The following is a 17,670-nucleotide window of genomic DNA, read 5'->3' on the forward strand; positions in this document are numbered from 1 at the left end:
GGCCCGCCGCGAGGCTGATGAACGCCGCAACTGCCCACAAGAACTCATAGAGGCTGCCAACGGTGGAAAGACGACAATTCAGCGAAGCCATGCAAGGCAAGAATCTCCGCTTCATGGCCGAGAAGAAGGCGGAGCCGCAGCGTCAGCGACGCGTGGGCTTCGTCCTGCTGGAGCACTTTTCACTGCCGGCCTTCACCCAGGCGCTGGACACGCTGGTCACCGCCAACCTGATCCGCGAGGGCGCCTTCTCGACGCACACCTTCAGCCTGGACGGCGAGCCGGTGACCAGCGACCTGGGCCTGGTCATCTGCCCCTCCGCCGCCCTGGAAAGCCGTCACCTGGACCTGGACCTGCTGGTGGTCTGCGGCGGCCTGCGCACTCCGCTGCGCGAGCTGCCCTCGCTCAACCGCCTGCTGCAGCTCGCCGACGACCGGGGCGTGGACCTGGCCGGCCTGTGGAACGGCGCCTGGTTCCTCGGCAAGGCGGGGCTGCTGGACTGCCACAAGTGCGCGGTGCACCCGGAAAACCGCGCGGCCCTCGCCGAGGTGGCGAGGAACAGCGTGGTGACCGCCGAGAGCTACATCGTCGACGGCAACCGCCTGACCGCGGGGAGCCCGGCCGGCGCCTTCAACATGGTGCTGGAATGGATCAACCGCCTGTATGGCCGCGGGCTGGTCGACGGCGTGGTGGACATCCTGGCCTTCGAGGAATCCCGCTACCGGCGGACCCGCCCGGCGCTGCACGAGAAGATGTCGCAACCGCTGCGCGACGTGCTCAACCTGATGAGCGCGAACATCGAGGAGCCGCTGAGCACCGACCAGCTGTCACAGTGCGTGGGCCGTTCCAAGCGCCAGCTCGAACGCCTGTTCCAGGAGCAGCTGGGCACCTCGCCGGTGCGTTACTACCTGGAGCTGCGCATCACCGAGAGCCGCCGCCTGCTGCAGCATTCGGACCTGTCCCTGGTGGAGGCGGCGCTGGCCTGCGGCTTCGTTTCGCCGAGCCACTTCAGCAAGTGCTACACCTCGTTCTTCGGCTACCCGCCGTCGAAGGAAATCCGCCACGGCTGCGTGCGCTCCGCCAGGGCGAAGTAGCCGGGCGGCGCCGCTCAGAACTGCGCCATGAGCCAGTCGCGCAGGCGGCGGCAGGCGTCGTCGTCTTCCTTGTCCTCGTTGAAGGTCAGGTAGTGCTGGCTGTCGTGCAGCACCACTTCCTGTTCCACGGGGCGCACCAGTGAACCGTTGGCCACCAGGTGCCCCACCAGGTGGTTCCAGCCCAGCGCCACGCCCTGGTGGCTCAAGACCATCTGCACCAGCAGGTTGTAGTCGTTGGCGTTGAAGAAGTGCGGGCGCTTGCCCGGGCCGTTGTCCAGGTCGATGTTCTGGAAGGCCATCCACACGCTCCAGTCGACGTGCTCGGCCACCTGCGAGCGGCCGTAGGGGCTGAGGTTGAGCAGCACGCCTTGGCACAGGCCTTCCAGGCTGGCGATCTCCGGGTGCCGGGCTAGGTAGGCCGGGGTGCACACCGGGTAGATGACGTCGTGGACCAGCGGGTAGCTGCGGTAGCCCTCGCGGATCTTCGCCATCTTGGTGACGAAGATGTCGGGCCGCGTCCCCGGCTCCATGGAGAGGAAGTTCTGCGTGGTGATCAGGTTCAGCTCCACGTCCGGGTTGGCCTCGAAGAAGCCCGGCAGGCGGTGGGCGAGCCAGAGCGCCGAGAAGGCCGGCGAGCAGCAGAGGGTGACGATCGACTTGGACGTGCTGTTGTGGCGGATGCGTTCGGCCGCCTGGGAGATGTTGACGAAGGACAGCTGCACGGCGTCGAAGAAGATCGAGCCGGCCGGGGTCAGCTCCACGGCGCGGCCCACGCGCTTGAACAGGTCGGCGCCCAGGTAGGTTTCCAGCTCGCGGATCTGCCGGCTGATCGCCGCCTGGGTGACGCACAGCGCCTCGGCCGCCCGGGTGAAGTTCTGGTACTTGGCCGCGGCCACGAAGGACTTCACCGCGCGCAGCGACGGCATCTTGATCAGCGTCTGATCGGGTTCGGTGTGTTTGACCATAACTTCAGGTAATCAAGACCTTGGAGAAAATGTCGGTTCTTTCGCGTCGGCCCCGGTCCTAGACTGCCGCAAATGCTGTGATCGCGGCGGGCTGACAGGCTCCGTGGATGGAGGTTAGCCGAAGCGACCGACGACAGAAAGCCTCCGCGCCGCAGGGCCCCTGCGTCAGCGCCGGACGCCGCCGCCAGCCGATCCACGCATGCACCGATCCAAACCGCGCCTGCTCTGGAGTGCATACAACAATGGATAAGAAAGCCGCTGTGCTCGACCTGATTCGCCAACGCAAGGCCCGCCACGCGCTGCCCCGCGCCGTCTATAGCGACCCCGAGGTGTACCGCCAGGACCTGGAGCAACTCTGGCACAAGGAGTGGATCTTCGCCGGCCACACCTTCGAGCTGGAGAAGCCGGGCCAGTACCTGACGCTGCAGATCGGCGACTATCCCATCGCCGTGGTGCGCGGCGGCGACGGCCAGGTCCGGGCGTTCCACAACGCCTGCCGGCACCGTGGTTCCAAGGTGTGCACGGAGAACAGCGGCAAGGTGGCCAAGCTGGTCTGCCCCTACCACAAATGGGTGTTCGACCTGGACGGCAAGCTGCTGTTCGCCGGCAACATGGGCCCGGAATTCAACCCGGCCGACTACGGCCTGAAGCTGGCGCACTGCGAGGTGGTGAACACCTACATCTACGTGTGCGTCGCCGAGACCGCGCCGGACTTCTCGCGCTTCCGCGACGCGGTCTCGCCCTTCATCGGGCCGCACAACCTGGAAGACTGCAAGGTCGCCTTCGAATCCAACCTGGTCGAGCGCGGCAACTGGAAGCTGGTGTTCGAGAACAACCGCGAGTGCTACCACTGCGACGGCACCCACCCGGAGCTGCTCAACTCCTTCGTCGAGAACCTCTCCGTGGCCGGCGTGGGCGGCGAGGAAGACCCCGAGCTGAGTGCCCACTGGGACCGCTGCGAGGCCGCCGGCCTGCCCAGCCGCCTGGTGATGGACGAAGCCGGGCAGTTCCGCATGACGCGCATCCCGCTCTCGGCCGGCGCCGTGAGCTACACCATGGACGGCAAGCCGGCGGTGGCGCGGCGCCTGGACAAGAGCGGCGAGCCGAACATCGGTGCGCTGCTGTACTTCAACTACCCCTCCACCTGGAACCATTTCCTCGGCGACCACGCCCTGAGCTTCCGCGTGCTGCCCCAGGGCCCCAACGAGACCCTGGTGACCACCAAGTGGCTGGTGCCCAAGGATGCCCAGGAAGGCATCGACTACGACCTGGAACGCCTGACCCGCGTGTGGATCGCCACCAACGACCAGGACCGGCGCCTGGTCGAGGGCGCGCAGGCGGGGGTGAACTCGCCTGCATACGAACCGGGCCCGTACTCGTCGATTGCCGAGAATGGCGTCTGCCAGTTCGTGGATTGGTACTGCACCGAGATGACCAGTCGTTTGGCCGACTGATTCCTTTCCCGTTCGCTGCCGACAGGCCCCGCTTCACCCTCTGGTGAAGCGGGGCTTTTTCGAATGCCCGGTCGATCTGATACCCAGGGAGCAGGTCATGCGGACCCCGCGTTTTCTTCCCGGAATGAGCGCTCATTCCCGAGGCTTTCTTCTCGTTCTGCTGGCCGCGTTCTGCTATGGCCTGCAGCCGTTGTTCGCCAGCTTCGCCTATGCCGGCGGCGCCAACCCGATCGGCCTGCTGCTGGCGCGCTTCTCCATCGCCGCCGCGGTGCTGCTGGCGCTGCTGCACCGGCAGCGCATCGGCTTGCCGAGCCTGCGCCTGGTCCGGCAGAACCTGCTGCTGGGCGTGGGCTACGGCCTGGCGGCGCTGGGCTACTACAGCGCCAGTCGGGCCAGCTCGGTGAGCCTGGCGATCATCCTCGTCTACAGCTTTCCGGCCTTCGTCACCCTGGTTTCCATCGCCTGGCTGGGGGAACGCACCAGCCTGCTGAAGCTGTTCAGCCTGTTGCTGGCGCTGGGCGGGGTGGCGCTGGCTACGGGGCTGAGCCTGGCTGGCGCTTCCATCGGCGCGCTGTGGGCACTGTTCGCGGCGATGGCCTACGGAGCGGCGGTCATCTACGGCACACACCGCGTTCGCCATGAGCACCCGCTGGCCTCGGCGGCCATCGTCCTGCTGGGCTGCGCCGCCACCTTCGCCGTCGCCGCGCTGTTCCAGCACGCCGCCTTCCCGGTGGGTGGCCAGGCGTGGCTGGCAACCCTGGGGCTGGCGGTCTTCGCCACGCTGATACCTGTCGCCGCGTTCCTTGCCGGGGCGCCGGCGATCGGTCCTTCGGCGGCGGCCACGCTGTCCACCGTCGAGCCCCTGGTGGCGGTGGCGATCGCCGTACTGCTGATGGGTGAGCGGCTGACCCCATCGATGCTCGTCGGCGGCTGCATGGTGCTGCTGGCCGCCGTCGCCCTGGCCCGCCCGAGCCCCGCGGAAACGCCGCTGGCGCCCGTGACTTAGGAACGTAGGGCGTATAACCGTTCGCGGTTATACGCCGTTGGCTGTGCCGCTGGGGGGGGCCGGCGTGGCCGGTGAATCCGATCGCGGACGGAGTCCGCTCCTACGACCGAGCTTGCCTGGGGGCCTCGCATCAGGGCTTGAGAGCGCCCTCACCCCAGCCCTCTCCCGGAGGGAGAGGGGGCCGTTCGGAGTGGCCGGGAAGTCCAGAGTCATCCTGATACTCCTTACCCCTCGTCATTCCCGCGGACGCGCACTACTGTCCGGAATATTTTCGAGGGGGCGTCTGGAGGGCTTGCGGGGGCTGAAGGCACGGGTTAAACCGTTGAGCGCCAACTCAACCTCACAGCCCCCGCAAGATGTTCAGGATAAGCCGTTTTCACGATGTACTAAAAGCGCTGCCTCGCGGCGTCTTCGATCGACTGGTCGCCGAACACGGCGCCGACAAGCACAGCAAGCGCTTTGGCAGCTGGGATCACCTGGTCGCCATGGTGTATGCCCAACTGGCCGGCGTGAGCAGCCTGCGGGCGCTTGAAACCAGCTTCAACAGCCATCCCCATCAGCACTATCACCTGGGTACGGGCCCGATCCGGCGTTCCACCCTGGCCGACGCCAACGAACGCCGTAATACCGAGGTCTTCGCCCAGGTTGCGCACTACCTGATGGCGGGCGTCTGCCGGCAGTTACGCCGTGACGGGAAGGAACTGCTGTACCTGCTGGACTCCACCACGATCACCCTCAAGGGCCCTGGCTTCGACGAATGGACGCTGTCCAATCGAACCCGCTCCCAGGGGCTGAAAGTCCATGTGCTGTATGCCGAGCAGGCGGCGGCGCCGGTGCATTGCAGCTTCAGCGCAGCCAACGTCAACGACATCGACGAAGGCCGGACGCTGGGTATCGAGCCACAGGCCACCTACGTATTCGACAAGGGCTATTACGACTTCAACTGGTGGGCGAGCCTGGATGCCCAGAAGGCCCGCTTCGTCACACGATTCAAGTCCAATGTGCGGCTCAAGGTCCTGGCCCAGCGCGAGGTTCCCCAGCAAGACCGGGAAACGATCCTGCGAGACGAAGAGGTGAACTTCTCCAACCGCAACCCAGGTGGCCGACGGCGTAATCACTACACCCAGCCCCTGCGGCGGATCCTGGTGAACCGCCCAGGCGATGAGCCGCCTCTAAGCCTGGCGACCAACGACCTGAGCAGCCCGGCGGCAGAAATCGCCGAGCGCTACCGGGATCGCTGGCGGATCGAGCTGTTTTTCAAATGGATCAAGCAACACCTGAAGGTCAGGCGTTTCCTGGGCCGTAGCGAGAATGCCGTGCGCATCCAGATTCTCTGTGCGCTGATCAGCTACTTGCTGCTGAACCTTTACCAACGCAGGACGGGAACGCGGCAAAGCCTGTGGATGCTGATGGTGGAGGTACAGGCGACGCTGTTTCAGCGTCCTGGTCTGGAGGCCGAACGTTACCGACGACGGCAGGAGCGAATACGCGAGATCAACCTGCGTCAGGGGCAGCTGTTAATAGCATGAGGCGTGCCGGACAGCAGTGCGCGGACGCGGGAACCCAGTGACTGCGGGGTTCGCGAGCAAGCTCGTTCCTACGAAAAGCAAAAGCACGCCCGCTCTTGCTCTGGCGTTTGGACTTCCAGAGAAACATCCGCGCACTCCGGAACGCCCCTTCAGAAGGCCGAGCGAAACCGGCGCTCAGGAGGTCATGCGACATGGATGTCGCGAGAGCCCCGCGGGCTACAGGGACGTACCCTCGGGGCGGGCCTCCGTGGCGGGGGAATTCGTGAGGGTAGCCCGGCTCCATCGGGCCCGTATGCGGGGCAAGCCTTTTTGGTTCCTTTTGTGGCGTTTGACAAAAGGGACTCGCCCGAGGGGGCGAAACAAGACGGTCGGGCAGACTCGGTGCGGCGCAGAAACACCCAAACCAAGGCAACTGGGTTCCCGCGTTCGCGGGAATGACGGGGTTGAAGGATGCTGCCTAACCAACAAGCCGCTCAACCATGTAGGACTCATAACGCCCCAAGCCCCCGTGGCACAGGGCACGGACCCGGATCAATAACATCAAGTTATGGTTTTGAGCGAACAAATGTCGTTGGACGCTCGACAGGCGGAACCCTAATTTGAAGACACGCCGCCGTCGCCTTCGACGGCCGCTGAAAGCCTTGCAGGAGCTTCTGCAGAACGGAAGGGCCGCCTCGCCAGTGGCGGCCGTGATTCTTCCAGCGGTACCGGTGCTACGAGGCCGTCGAGGTCCCCGGCAGCAAGACCTTGGCCACAAGAATAAGCATAAGGTGAGGAACGTATGAGTCAGACCGACGATATCCTTTCGGTACGCAACATCTTCAAGGTCTTCGGGCCGCGCCCGAACGAAGCGATGGAGATGCTGCGCAAGGGCGCTGACAAGAACGAGATATTCCGCAAGTCCGGGCATGTCGTCGGGGTGTTCGATGCCAGCTTCTCGGTCAGGCGTGGCGAAATCTTCGTCATCATGGGCCTGTCCGGTTCCGGCAAGTCCACCATGGTGCGCCTGTTCAACCGGCTGATCGAGCCTACCTCCGGCAGCATCCACCTCAATGGCCGCGAGATCACCGGGCTGTCGGACAAGGCCCTGCTCGACGTGCGGCGCAAGGAAATGGGCATGGTGTTCCAGTCCTTCGCGCTGATGCCGCACATGAGCGTGCTGGAGAACACCGCCTTCGGCCTGGAGATCTCCGGGGTAGGGGAGCAGGAACGCCACAGCCGAGCCCGCGAGGCGCTGCGCCAGGTGGGCCTGGAAGGGCACGAGCACAGCTACCCGCACCAGCTCTCCGGTGGCATGCAGCAGCGCGTCGGCTTGGCGCGGGCGCTGGCCAACGACCCCACCATCCTGCTCATGGACGAAGCCTTCTCGGCGCTCGACCCGCTGATCCGCAACGAGATGCAGGGCGAGCTGATGCGCCTGCAGGCCGAGCAGCAGCGCACCATCATCTTCATCTCCCACGACATCGAGGAAGCCATCCGCATCGGCCACCGCATCGCGATCATGGAAGGCGGCCGGGTGGTGCAGATCGGCACCCCCCAGGAGCTGCTGAACCAGCCCGCCAACGACTACGTGCGGACCTTCTTCAAGGGCTTCGACAGCTCGCGGGTGCTCAAGGCCGGCGACGTCGCCGAGCTCGACCAGGCGGTGCTCTGCCGCCTCAACGGCAAGGGGCCGCAGCCCAACGCCGGCGTGCCATACAGCTACCTGGTCAACGAGCGCAACCAGCTGATGGGCGTCATGGGCGCCGAAGCCGGCGCCGCGGGCGAGGCGGGCGCGGGGCACTACACCCTGCACGAGCGGCACCCGGTCTACACCGACACACCGCTGCACGACGTGCTCGACATCGTCGCCGAGCTGCCGTACCCGGTGCCGGTTCTGGACCGCAGCGGCGCGCTGCACGGCACCATCTCCAAGAACCAGCTGTTGCAGACCCTCAGCCGGCACTGAGCGCAGCCTTGCGCAACAGCCGTCCTCGTCATTCCTAGAAGCAGGTAGCGAGCATGTCCGAGTCCAGTTTCCTCGATCCCTTCCAGAACGCGGTCATTCCGCTGGGCGATTGGGTCGAAACCAGCCTGAATTTCCTGGTACGCAATTTCCGCGATGTCTTCCACGCCATTCGCTGGCCCATCGACCACGTGCTCAACGGTTTCGAGTACGTGCTGCAGAGCGTGCCGCCGACGATCGCCATCGTGCTGGCGGCGCTGTTCGGCTGGCAGCTCGCCGGGCCGCGCATGGGTGCGCTGTGCGCCGTCACCCTGACCTTGCTGGGGCTGATCGGCGTGTGGTCCGAGTCGATGACCACGCTTTCGCTGGTGCTGACCTCGGTGCTCTTCTGCGCCGTGATCGGCATCCCGCTGGGCATCCTCTCCGCCCGCAGCGACCGCATCGAGCGCATCGTGCGGCCGCTGCTCGACGCCATGCAGACGCTGCCGGCGTTCGTCTACCTGGTGCCGGTGGTGATGCTGTTCGGCATCGGCAACGTGCCGGGCGTGCTGGTCACCATCGTGTTCGCCGTGCCGCCGCTGGTGCGCCTGACCAACCTGGGCATCCGCCAGGTGCCCGAAGACAAGATCGAGGCGGCCCGCGCCTTCGGCTGCACGCCGCGGCAGATGCTGATGCGCGTCCAGCTGCCGCTGGCCACGCCGACCATCATGGCCGGGGTGAACCAGACGCTGATGCTGTCGCTGTCGATGGTGGTGATCGCCTCGATGATCTCCGTCGGCGGGCTCGGCCAGATGGTCCTGCGCGGCATCGGCCGCCTGGACATGGGCCTGGCCACGGTCGGCGGCGTCGGCCTGGTGCTGCTGGCGATCTTCCTCGACCGCCTGACCCAGGCCATGGGCGAGCGCACCCGCTCCGACCCGAGCCGCCGCTGGTACCACAGCGGCCCGGTGGGCCTGCTGCTGCGCCTGTTCGGCAGCCAGCCGGTGCCGCACAAGGCGGCCTGAACGAGCCGCCACTGTTCTGCATTCATTCTGCCGACCCAACGAAAAGAACAAGAGGTATACAGCGATGCATTTCGAGACGTTCAAGAACAAGCTTGTGCACTGTGCCGCGGCCATCACCCTGAGCCTGGTGTCGCTGTACGGGATGGCCGCCTCGGCGGACAAGCCGGGGGAGGGCGTGAAGGTCACGCCGATCTTCCCGCCGATCGCCGAGGAGCGCTTCCGCGGCGAACTGGCCATGGCCGGCCTGCGCGAGCTGGGCTACGACGTGCAGGAGCCGAAGGAAACCGAATACGCGGCGATGATGGTGGCGCTGTCCTATGGTGATGCGGACTTCACCGTGCACTTCTGGGACAAGCTGCACGACGCCTTCTACCAGAAGGTCGACGGGCCGCACACGCTGGTCAAGGCCGGCGACGTGATCCCCGGCGTGCTGCAGGGCTACCTGATCGACAAGAAGACCGCCGAGCAGTACCACATCCGCTACATCACCGACCTGAAGAAACCGGAGATCGCCAAGCTGTTCGACACCGATGGCGACGGCAAGGCCAATCTGACCGGCTGCAACCCCGGCTGGGGCTGCGAACTGGTGATCTCCCACCACATGAAGGCCTATGACCTGGAGAACAGCGTCAACGTCAACCAGGGCTCCTACTTCGCCCTGATGGCCGACACCATCGCCCGCTACAAGCAGGGCCAGCCGATCCTCTACTTCACCTGGGTGCCGCAGTGGATCGCCGGCGTGCTGGTGGAAGGACGCGACGTGGTCTGGCTGGAGGTGCCCAAGACCGACCTGCCCGACGGCAACAACGACGTGAATACCACCTACCAGGGCAAGAACCTGGGCTTCGCCATCGACAAGGTAGAGGCGCTGCTGAACAAGGACTTCGCCGACAAGAACCCGGTCGCGCTCAAGTTCCTTTCTCAGCTGCAGATCAGCGCCGACGACGAAAGCCAGCAGAACCTGCGCATGCAGAAGGGCGAGAACAAGCCGGCCGACGTCCGCCGCCACGCCCAGGAATGGATCGCCGCCCACCGCCAGCAGTGGGACGGCTGGCTGCAGGCTTCGCGCGCGGTCGCCAGCCAGGCCAAGCAGTGACGCCAGCGGGTGCCCGCCGCCGGGCACCCGTTCCTCCGATTCCCGATCCCCGTCTGTGGAGCCCCACATGTCGCTCTATTCGTTCGTTCGTGAATTCCGCTTCGAGCAGGCGCCCGCGCACACCCGCGAACTCATGCAGACCTGCCTGCTGGACATCCTCGGCGTCGCCGCCGGCGCCCGCGACAACGCCACCAGCCAGGCGCTGCGCCGGTATGCCTTGAACCACTACCCGGCGGGCGTGCTGTCCAGCCGCCTGCTGTTCGACGGCCGCGCGGTGCACCCGCTGGGCGCGGCCTGGGCCGGCGGCTTCTGCGTCGACAGCCTGGATGCCCACGAAGGCCACTTCACCTCCAAGGGCCATGCCGGCGCCACCGTGGTGCCGGCGCTGCTGGCGCTGGTGGACGCCTGCCGCCAGCAGGGCCGGAGCATCAGCGGCGCGGAACTGCTCAGCGCCCTGACCATCGGCTACGAAACCGCCCTGCGCGCCGGCGCCGCGCTCATGGCCACGGCGCCGCAATACCACGCCTCGGGCGCGTTCTCCGGCATCGGCGTGGTGTGTGGCGGCGCGCGCCTGCTGGGCTTCGACGAACAGCAGTTGCGCCACGCCCTGGGCATTGCCGAATACTTCGGCCCGCGCTGCCCGATGATGCGCCTGGTGGACCACCCCTCCATGCTGCGGGACGCCCACGGCGCCGGCGCTTTCGCCGGCCTCAACGCGCTGCTGCTGGCCGAGGCCGGCGTCACCGGGGCCCCGGCCGAGACGGTCGAGTTCGACGAGGTCGCCGGCCACTGGCGCGACCTGGGCCAGCGCTGGGAGATCGACGCCCAGTACTTCAAGCCCTGGCCGGTGTGCCGCTGGGCCCAGCCGGCGCTGACCGCGCTGACTGCACTGATGGCCGAGCACCCGCAGATCCGCGGCGAGAACATCGAGCGCATCAAGGTGCAGACCTTCCACGAATCCATGCGTTTGCAGGGGCACACACCGGCCAACGCCGACGAGGCGCAGTACGCCCTGGCCTTCCCGCTGGCGGCCCTGGCCGTGCGTGGCCAGGTGGGGCCGCTGGAGGTGACCGGGGACGCGGTGCACGCCTCGGACATCCTGGCCGTCAGCCAGCGCGTCGACATCGTCGAAAGCGACGAGCTTTCCGCGCGCTTCCCCAACGAGATCCTTTCGCGGGTCTCGGTGTCGCTCAAGGACGGCCAGGTGTTCACCAGCCCGGTGACCGCGGCCAAGGGCGACCCCGCTACAGCCATGAGCCGCGAAGAGTTCCGCGCCAAGTTCGACCTGCTGGCCGGCATCACCCTGGACGAGGCCCTCCGGCAGGAGATCGCCGGGGCGATAGCGGCGCTGCCCACCAGCGCCGATTGCGAAGGCTTGTTCGGGCTGCTGTTCGAGGCGGCCGGGCAGGGCGCCTGAGCCCCGCGGCCGGGAGGCCATCGTCTGTAGCGATGGCCTTCACCGCAGCGGCCGCCGCCTTGCCCAGCGCCAGGCGGCGCCCTGCTACGGGGCCGGGTTTCTCAGCGCCTGGGTCTGCGCCAGCAGCCACTCGCGGAGCATGCGGATGCCCGTCGAGCCGACCAGGTCGCGGCGGCAGACGAAGTAGTGCTTCCTGTCGTCGGCGAAGTAGGTTTCCTGCAGGGGGCGCACCAGCCTGCCGCTGTCCAGCTGCGGCTGGACCAGGTGGCGCCAGGCCAGGCCGACGCCGACCTCCTGGTGCACCGCATCCATGAGCATGGAGAAGTGGCTGAAGTTCATGGCCTCCCGGCTTCCGGAAACGTCCAGGCCGAACTGCCGCAGCCAGAACGACCAGTCGATGGGCGCCCACAACCTGGCCTTCCAGTGGCTCGCGCTGAGGTTGAGCAGGGTGGCGTCCAGCAGCCCCGGCAATGTCGCGACCTGGGGATGCTGTTCGAGAAAGCCCGGGGTGCAGACCGGGAACACCTCCTCGGAAAACAGGTACTCGGCCACGTAGCGCGGATGTTCCTCCAGCCCCAGGGTCACCGCTGCGGTGAAGTTCTCCTGGTAGTCGGGGTTGCCTTCGGTGCTGATCAGGTGCAGCTGCAGTTCGGGATATTGCGCGCGCAGCTGCTTCAGCCGCGGCATCAGCCACAGCTGGGCGAAGGCCGTGGTGGTGATCAGGGCGAGATGATCCTGGCCGTTGCGCCGCAGCAGGTCGCTGGAGGCATTGGCGATGTGGTGCAGGGCCGACGACGCGGCCAGGTACAACGCATGCCCGTCGTCGGTGAGCTCCACCTTGCGGTTGCCGCGCAGGAACAGCTTGAGCCCGTAGAAATCCTCCAGCACCTGGATCTGGCGGCTGACCGCCGCCTGGGTCACGTAGAGCTCCTCCGCCGCCATCTTGAAACTGCCGTGGCGGGCGGCGGCCTCGAAAGTCCGCAGCGCATTCAGTGGCGGCAGCGAATGCCGGAGGTTGCTCATGGGGGCTCACCCGTTATGGAAAGACGCCTGGGCAGTTAAGCAAAACTCAAGCGTGCAGGGCAGTGCTTTCTCGCTTTCCTTCCATTCATGGGTATTTCGATTAACCAAAAGTCAATCGAATGCAGCGCAGAAGTCGTTTGTCGCCGGCCCCCGGCCTGTCGATCATCGGCCTCACACATCCCACTGAGGTGCAAGGCCATGCGATTCGAAAACAAGATTGTGGTGATTACCGGTGGCGCCGGCGGCGTGGGCCAGGCGCTGGTACGGCTGTTCGCCGCCGAAGGGGCCCGCCTGATGATCTCGGACATCAACGCCGAGGGCTGCCAGGCCATGGTCGACGAGGCGCGCGCCCTGGGCGCCGAGGCCGAGTGCCTGGCCGGCAACCTGCGCGAGAAGGAATATTGCGAGGCGATCATCGCCCGGGCGGTCGAGCGCTTCGGCGGCGTCGACATCCTGCTCAACAATGCCGGCATCATTCCCCGCGGCACCGTCGAGGAAACCACCGACGACATGTGGTTCACGGCGCTGGACGTCAACCTGAACGCCGTGTTCTTCCTCTGCCGCGCGGCGATACCGCACATGAAGCGCCGCGGCGGCGGGGCCATCGTCAACACCTCGTCGGTCTGGGGCGTCTACCCCGGCCCCGGGCACGTCGCCTACTGCACCAGCAAGGGCGCGGTGGCCGCGCTGACCAAGAACCTGGGCCGGGACGCCGCGCCCTTCGGCATCCGCGTCAATGCCGTGTGCCCGCACGAGATCAACACGCCGATGATCCGCAGCGGCTTCGAACGCCGTGGCCTGGACCCGCAAAAGGCCATCGAGGAACTGAACAGGACCGTGCCGCTGGGCCGCATCGCCGAGCCGGAGGACATCGCCGACGTGATCGCCTTCCTGGCCTCCGACCAGGCGCGCTACATTGCCGCGGAAACGCTCGAAGTCACCGGCGCCAAACCGGTTTCGGGCTGAGGAGGCCAGCATGCTGCTCAATGACAAGGTAGCCGTCGTGACCGGCGGCGGACGCGGCATCGGCCGCGGAATCACCGACAAGCTGCTGGAGGCCGGCGCCCGCGTGCTGGTCGCCCAGCGCCAGCCGCTGGATGAAGACCTGGGCGCAAACCCCCGGGTGGCATGGTGCGAGGCCGACCTGGGCGAGCGCGAGGCGCCCTATGCCATCGCCTGCGCCGTCGAGGCGCATTTCGGCGGCGCCGACATCCTGGTCAACAATGCCGGCTTCATGTTCGAGAAGTCGCTGGACGACATGCACGAGGACGACTGGGACCGCATGATGGCCGTCAACCTGCGCGCCCCGGTGTTCCTGGCCAAGGCGCTGCTGCCGCAGATGCGCCGGCGCGGCGGCGGCAGCATCGTCAACATCGGCTCCATCGAAGGCATCGGCGCCAACCCCTGGCATACCGCCTACTGCGGCTCCAAGGCCGGCGTGCATGGCTTCACCCGGGCCATGGCCGTCGACCTGGGGCGCGACGGCATCCGTTGCAACGCCATCGCCCCGGGGTGGATCAACTCGGAGCTGAGCGATGCCTACATCGACGCCCAGCCGCAACCCGAGCTGGCCCGCGCCGGCCTGCTGAAGCTGCACCCGGTGGGCCGCACCGGCGAGCCCGGGGACATCGGCGGCGTCGCCGTGTTCCTGGCCAGCGACGCGGCGGCCTTCATCACCGGCCAGGTGATAGTCGTGGACGGCGGCCGCACGGCCAAGCTGCCGCTGCCGTTCTGAGGCGCGAGCGGCGCCGGGAAGCCCACCTTGGCGGTGGGCTTTCTTCATTGCGTCGTGCGGTGGTGTTTCGAGTGTGCGGGGCCTGTGATCTGGGATATTTCCCCCCAAAGCGGACGGAGTCCTACGGTTACAGGGAGGCACGGCTTTTCGTAGGATGGCGTTGAGCGAAGCGATACCCATCAGCGCCACCGCATGGGTTTCGCAAGCTCAACCCATCCTACGAAGAGCGCCTCGGAGCGGCCGTAGGAGCGGACTCCGTCCGCGATTCGGATTTCCAGAGAAACCTCCGCGCACGCCGAAGCGGCGCAAACACACCCAAGGATCAGCGCGCCGCCCAGGCATTGAACCGCTGCTGCAGCTGCTCCCCATGGTCCGCCCAGAAGGCCGCATCCATCGCCAGTTGCTTGCCCAGGTTATCCGGCGCGCTGGGCAGGTTCTGGCTCTGCGCAGGCGCTATCTGCGCCGCAGCCTCGAGGTTCACCGGCCCGTAGGCGATGTGGTCGGAATAGGCCTTCTGCTGCGGCTCCTGCAGCGCGAACCGGATGAACTTGCGCCCTTCCTCGGCGTGCTTGGCGCCCTTGGGAATGGCGTAGGACTCGATGTCGTAGATGCCGCCGTTCCACACCACCTTCAGGTTGCTTTCGTTCTGCACGGCGGAGATGCGCCCGTTGTACGCGGCGCTCATCACCACGTCGCCGGAGACCAGGTACTGCGGCGGCTGCGCGCCGGCTTCCCACCACTGGATGTACGGCTTGATCTCGTCGAGCTTGCGGAAGGCGCGGTCCTGGCCTTCCTTGGTGGCGAGCACGGCGTAGATGTCCTTGTACGGTACGCCGTCGGCCATCAGCGCGTACTCCAGGGTGTACATCGGGCCCTTGCGCAGCCCGCGCTTGCCCGGGTACTTCTTCACGTCCCAGAAGTCGGCCCAGCCGGTGGGCGCGGTCTTGAGCTTGTCGGCGTTGTAGGCCAGCACCGTGGACCAGACGAAGATGCCCGCGCCGCAGGTGTTGATCGCGCCCTTGACCAGCTTGGGCGCCAGGGCGGCGATGGCCGGGTCGTCGCCGATCTCCTCCAGCAGCCCCTCGTCGCAGGCGCGCAGCAGTTCCGGCGTTTCCAGCTCCACCACGTCCCAGGAGACGCTGCCGGTGTCGACCTGGATCTTGACCTTGGCCATCTCGCCGTTGAATTCGTCGGCAATGATCCGGCTGCCGGTCTGCGCGCTGTAGGGCTGGTAGTAGGCTTGCTGCTGCGCGTTCTTGTTCGCCCCGCCCTGGGAGGCCACGGTGAGGTCGGCCAGGGCGTGGGTGGAAAGACACGCGATGGAAAGGGCGATGACGCTGCTCAGAGACTTTGGCATTGTTATGGGCTCCGATGAGTCGAGGGAATGTCCGGTGAGGGCAATGGGCCGGGGCGCTGGACTGCGCGCGGCCTGACCTCCAGTTTCCCCAGGGCCCGGGCGCGGCGACATCAGACAGATTTACAATTCGCCAGCAGCTGGTTCATACCTTTGTATGGATTCAACGGCCCGGGGCCGATGCGATCCTCTGATTCGCTGCTGCGAACCCACCTGCCGGAGGCGCCGTGCCGATTTCGATTCAGGACATCCTCGATGACAACGCGCTGTCCACGCGCCTGGTCAGCGGTGCCAGCCACGTCGGGCGGCTGCTGCGCTGGGCCCACGTCTGCGAACTGCCCGACCCCTCGCAATGGCTGGGCGAGGGCGAGCTGCTGATGACCACCGGCCTGGGCATTCCCGCCGACGCCGCGGCGCAGCGCGAGTACATCGAGCGGCTGGCCAGGGCCCGGGTGGCGGGGCTGATGATCGGCGAGAACATGCACGCGCCCAGCGACATGGGAGCGCTGTTCGATACCGCCATGCAGCTGGATTTCCCGCTGCTGCTGACGCACAGCTCGGTGCCGTTCTCGGCGGTCGCCCGGGCGATCATCGACGCCAGCAAGCAGGAGGAGCAGGAGCGCCGCAGCGCGGTGGCGCGCATCTACGAAAGCGCGCGCATGGGGCTGCGCCACGTCGGCGTGGAGTTCCTGCTGCAGCGCCTGGCGGCGGACTTGCGCACGCAGCTGTACCTGTTCGACGCCGCCTCGCTGGAGCCCTGGCATGCGGGCCTGGCGCCGCTGCCGGCGCACTGGCGGGCGGCCCTGGGCAAGCGTGCGAACACCACGACCACCGTCACCCGCCATTCGACGGAGGAGGGCGACGCCCTGGTCATGGCGCTGCCTTCGGTGCCGGCCTGCAAGATACTCGCCTGCGGCGGCGGCCTGGTCGACTACGGCCTGCTGCACCACGTGACGGCGGTGCTGGGCATCGAGCTGGAGCGCCAGCAGGTCGAGCATGAGCGCCTGCTGCGCCAGGGCTGGGAGTTGCTGGATGACCTGTTGCAGCAGCGCCTGAGCGAGCGGCCCGCCCACGAGCGCCTGGGCGCCCTGGGCTACCCCGTCGGCCAGGCGGTCTTCGCTGTCGCCCGCTGCCAGGTGGATTTGCCCGGGCGCTGGTCGCAGCGGCTGCACTTGCAGGGCGTGGCGTTATTGTCGCGCGTGCAGGGCGAGGAACTGATCCTGCTGCTGGCCTCGGACGCGGCGGCGGAGCAGGTGCAGCAGGTGCTCGGCTGCCCGCTGGGGCTGTCCAACCCGCTGGGGCACTCGGGCCGCACCCCGGAGGCGCTGCGCGAGGCGCGCCTGGCCCTGGCGCATACCTCGGCCAGCCGCCAGGTCGCCCACTACGGGCGGGCTTCCGGCGAGCTGCTGTGGCTGCCGTCCAGCCTGGAGGAAGCCCAACTGGTCTACCGCCGCGCCCTGGGCGCCCTGGCCGATTACGACCAGCAACAGGGCGCGCAGCTGCAGCACACGCTGCAGGTGTTCCTCGAACAGAACCGCTCCTGGCAGAAGACCGCCGAGCGGCTCAACGTGCACCGCCAGACGCTGGTCTACCGCATCCGCCGCATCGAGGAGATCACCGGCCTCTCGCTGGATTCCACCGAGGACGTCGCCGTGTTGTGGATCGCCCTGCGCGCGGCGGACATCGCCGGCCTCAAGGCATGATCACGAAGCTCTTGCGCAGGGTTTCGCGGATGTCCCAGGTGCCGTGACAATTCGCCGGGAACAGGATGGCGTCGCCGGCGCGCAGCTCGATGGGCTCGCCCTCGTCGGGAATGAAGAAGCCGTGGCCGCTGATGAAGTGGCTGAACTCGCGCTCCATGACCTGGCGGCGGAAGCGCCCCGGCGTGCATTCCCACACGCCGGTCAGCAGGCCGCCCTGGCCTTCGGCGGCGTAGGTGGCGGCCTCGGCCACCGGCGTGCCTTCCGGCGCCTTGGCCGGCACGCCGGCGGGCAGCGGGAAGCGGGCGGTATCGGGCAGATGGATCAGGTGCTGCATTTGAGGTCTCCTTG

The 17,670-nt window shown here is 67.0% G+C and carries 15 protein-coding genes; 11 read left to right on the forward strand and 4 right to left on the reverse strand.

Going from position 1 to position 17,670, the window contains the following annotated elements; all coding sequences use genetic code 11:
- Positions 1-62 precede the first annotated feature (62 nt).
- Complete coding sequence (locus IG194_RS28290; protein ID WP_225617138.1) at positions 63-1,091, forward strand: GlxA family transcriptional regulator; 1,029 nt, start codon at positions 63-65, stop codon at positions 1,089-1,091.
- Positions 1,092-1,105: 14 nt separating this feature from the next.
- Here the strand turns inward: IG194_RS28290 and IG194_RS28295 are convergent, their stop codons facing one another.
- Complete coding sequence (locus IG194_RS28295) at positions 1,106-2,056, reverse strand: LysR family transcriptional regulator (protein WP_058489464.1); 951 nt, start codon at positions 2,054-2,056, stop codon at positions 1,106-1,108.
- A 242-nt stretch (positions 2,057-2,298) separates the two neighbouring features.
- Here IG194_RS28295 and IG194_RS28300 point away from each other — a divergent pair, with 242 nt between their 5' ends.
- From IG194_RS28300 to IG194_RS28330, 7 genes are all read left to right on the forward strand, one after another.
- Positions 2,299-3,510, forward strand: coding sequence for an aromatic ring-hydroxylating oxygenase subunit alpha (locus IG194_RS28300; protein ID WP_009620111.1), 1,212 nt, complete (start codon positions 2,299-2,301; stop codon positions 3,508-3,510).
- Positions 3,511-3,634: 124 nt separating this feature from the next.
- Entirely contained in the window at positions 3,635-4,516 is an 882-nt protein-coding gene (locus IG194_RS28305; RefSeq protein WP_058489465.1) for a DMT family transporter, read from the forward strand.
- 356 nt (positions 4,517-4,872) lie between these two features.
- Entirely contained in the window at positions 4,873-6,045 is a 1,173-nt protein-coding gene (locus IG194_RS28310; RefSeq protein WP_024128628.1) for an IS4 family transposase, read from the forward strand.
- A gap of 781 nt (positions 6,046-6,826) precedes the next feature.
- The gene (locus IG194_RS28315; protein WP_058489466.1) at positions 6,827-7,993 is read left to right on the forward strand and encodes a quaternary amine ABC transporter ATP-binding protein; all 1,167 of its coding nucleotides are present in this window, start codon (positions 6,827-6,829) and stop codon (positions 7,991-7,993) included.
- Positions 7,994-8,046: 53 nt separating this feature from the next.
- Positions 8,047-8,994: a glycine betaine/L-proline ABC transporter permease ProW gene (gene proW / locus IG194_RS28320; protein ID WP_009620115.1), complete on the forward strand. Its 948-nt coding sequence runs from the start codon at positions 8,047-8,049 to the stop codon at positions 8,992-8,994.
- Between the two features lie 64 nt (positions 8,995-9,058).
- Positions 9,059-10,090 carry a glycine betaine/L-proline ABC transporter substrate-binding protein ProX gene (gene proX, locus IG194_RS28325; RefSeq protein ID WP_058489467.1) on the forward strand — a complete coding sequence of 344 codons (1,032 nt, stop codon included), beginning with the start codon at positions 9,059-9,061 and terminating at the stop codon, positions 10,088-10,090.
- 67 nt (positions 10,091-10,157) lie between these two features.
- Positions 10,158-11,507, forward strand: a complete 1,350-nt coding sequence (locus IG194_RS28330; protein WP_058489468.1) for an MmgE/PrpD family protein — start codon at positions 10,158-10,160, stop codon at positions 11,505-11,507.
- A gap of 84 nt (positions 11,508-11,591) precedes the next feature.
- Here the strand turns inward: IG194_RS28330 and IG194_RS28335 are convergent, their stop codons facing one another.
- A complete protein-coding gene (locus tag IG194_RS28335) occupies positions 11,592-12,530 on the reverse strand; it encodes a LysR substrate-binding domain-containing protein (protein ID WP_058489469.1) in 939 nt (312 codons plus the stop codon).
- A gap of 198 nt (positions 12,531-12,728) precedes the next feature.
- Between IG194_RS28335 and IG194_RS28340 the strand changes: the two genes are divergently transcribed.
- Complete coding sequence (locus IG194_RS28340) at positions 12,729-13,496, forward strand: SDR family NAD(P)-dependent oxidoreductase (RefSeq protein WP_058489470.1); 768 nt, start codon at positions 12,729-12,731, stop codon at positions 13,494-13,496.
- Positions 13,497-13,506: 10 nt separating this feature from the next.
- Positions 13,507-14,265: an SDR family NAD(P)-dependent oxidoreductase gene (locus IG194_RS28345; protein WP_141679748.1), complete on the forward strand. Its 759-nt coding sequence runs from the start codon at positions 13,507-13,509 to the stop codon at positions 14,263-14,265.
- A 322-nt stretch (positions 14,266-14,587) separates the two neighbouring features.
- Here the strand turns inward: IG194_RS28345 and IG194_RS28350 are convergent, their stop codons facing one another.
- A complete protein-coding gene (locus tag IG194_RS28350) occupies positions 14,588-15,622 on the reverse strand; it encodes an ABC transporter substrate-binding protein (RefSeq protein WP_043273827.1) in 1,035 nt (344 codons plus the stop codon).
- A 224-nt stretch (positions 15,623-15,846) separates the two neighbouring features.
- Here IG194_RS28350 and IG194_RS28355 point away from each other — a divergent pair, with 224 nt between their 5' ends.
- Entirely contained in the window at positions 15,847-17,322 is a 1,476-nt protein-coding gene (locus IG194_RS28355) for a PucR family transcriptional regulator (RefSeq protein ID WP_058489471.1), read from the forward strand.
- Here IG194_RS28355 and IG194_RS28360 read toward each other — a convergent pair.
- Positions 17,312-17,656, reverse strand: coding sequence for a cupin domain-containing protein (locus IG194_RS28360; protein WP_058489472.1), 345 nt, complete (start codon positions 17,654-17,656; stop codon positions 17,312-17,314). The two genes, IG194_RS28355 and IG194_RS28360, sit on opposite strands and share 11 nt — an antisense overlap.
- Positions 17,657-17,670 lie beyond the last annotated feature (14 nt).

This window comes from Pseudomonas sp. ADPe (genome assembly GCF_014843515.1).
In the GTDB taxonomy this organism is placed as follows: domain Bacteria; phylum Pseudomonadota; class Gammaproteobacteria; order Pseudomonadales; family Pseudomonadaceae; genus Pseudomonas; species Pseudomonas citronellolis.